This is a genomic window from Micrococcus sp. HMSC31B01 (genome assembly GCF_001816085.1).
GTDB lineage: Bacteria > Actinomycetota > Actinomycetes > Actinomycetales > Micrococcaceae > Micrococcus > Micrococcus luteus.
This window is the reverse complement of the sequence record NZ_KV824887.1, coordinates 1-1,112: the sequence shown is the minus strand read 5'-3', so window position 1 is coordinate 1,112 and position 1,112 is coordinate 1. Positions and strand designations below refer to the sequence as shown.

The window sequence follows — 1,112 nt, the reverse complement described above, 5'->3', positions numbered from 1 at the left end:
CGGGGATCCGTGAGGATCCCCGCCCCTTCTGGGGTCGACCCGGCGGGTGCCGGGTCAGCCGATGTCAGCTCAGACGCGGGTGCCGCGGCGGCTGGTGATGGCCTGCCAGATGAAGGCCACGATGACGCCGCCGATCACAGACCAGATGAGCGTCTGCCAGCTGAACGCGTCGCCGAGCCCTTCCCCGCCGAGCAGGGTGGAGATCCAGCCACCGAGAACGGCACCCAGGAGGCCCGTGATGAGGGCACCCAGCCAGCCGGAGCCCTGTCGCCCCGGAAGAATCAGGCGAGCGATGGCACCGGCGATGAGGCCGATAATGATCCAAGCGATGATGGTGAACATGCTGATGTTCCTTTCGAGTTGCGGATGATGACGTACGGAAAGGAACTTAGCAAAGCCGATTCCACCTGTGCCACCTCTGACGGCCCGCTACCCCTCGATCGCGAGGTCAGCCGCCCGTGGACCGAGCGCGCCGCACGCGATTCACACGGTGGCGGCGGAGGGGCCGTCGTGCGGGACGGCGCCGACGGCGGGGGTGCGTCGGACCAGCAGGAGCGCGAGGACGAGGCCGCCGAGGGCAATGGCGGCACCGATGAGCGGCGGGGTCCTCAGGGAGGCTCCGGCGCCGATCGCGGCCGCGCCGACCCAGGCCCCCATGGCGTTGGCCATGTTCAGTGCGGAGTGGTTCAGGGAGCCCGCCAACTGCGGCGCGGTGGGGGCGGAGTCCACCAGCAGCACCTGCAGGGACGGGGCGATCCCGGAGCCGCTGACGGCCACCAGGAAGAGGAAGACCACCATCACGGGCGCCCACTGCGCGGTCAGGCCGACGCCCAGAAGGAAGACGGCGCTGAGTGCGAAGCTCAGACGCAGCGTGCGCACCGGGTCGCGGTCCGTGAGGGCGCCGCCGACGAGCGTGCCGACGACCATGCCCACCCCGTAGAGGGCCAGGACGGCGGGCACCCACCGCTCATCGAGGCCGGACACCGTGGTCAGCAGGGGGGCGATGTAGGTGTAGAGGGCGAACATGCCGGCGAAGCCGAGGACGCCGACGGCCACCGTGGCCCACAGGCGCCCGGACGCCAGGCCGCGCAGCTCGCGGCGCACGGACGCCC

2 protein-coding genes are annotated in these 1,112 nt (G+C 71.0%); both read right to left on the bottom strand.

Features of this window, described 5'->3' with window-relative positions:
• Positions 1-69 precede the first annotated feature (69 nt).
• Positions 70-342: a GlsB/YeaQ/YmgE family stress response membrane protein gene (locus tag HMPREF3105_RS01260; protein WP_036315639.1), complete on the bottom strand. Its 273-nt coding sequence runs from the start codon at positions 340-342 to the stop codon at positions 70-72.
• Between the two features lie 141 nt (positions 343-483).
• Positions 484-1,112: MFS transporter (locus HMPREF3105_RS01255; RefSeq protein WP_141762375.1), on the bottom strand; the 629-nt coding region annotated here is incomplete at its 5' end.

Excerpts from the sequence above, each read along its gene's own strand:
- HMPREF3105_RS01260 (WP_036315639.1), bottom strand. The coding sequence starts at position 342 with ATGTTCACCATCATCGCTTGGATCATTATCGGCCTCATCGCCGGTGCC.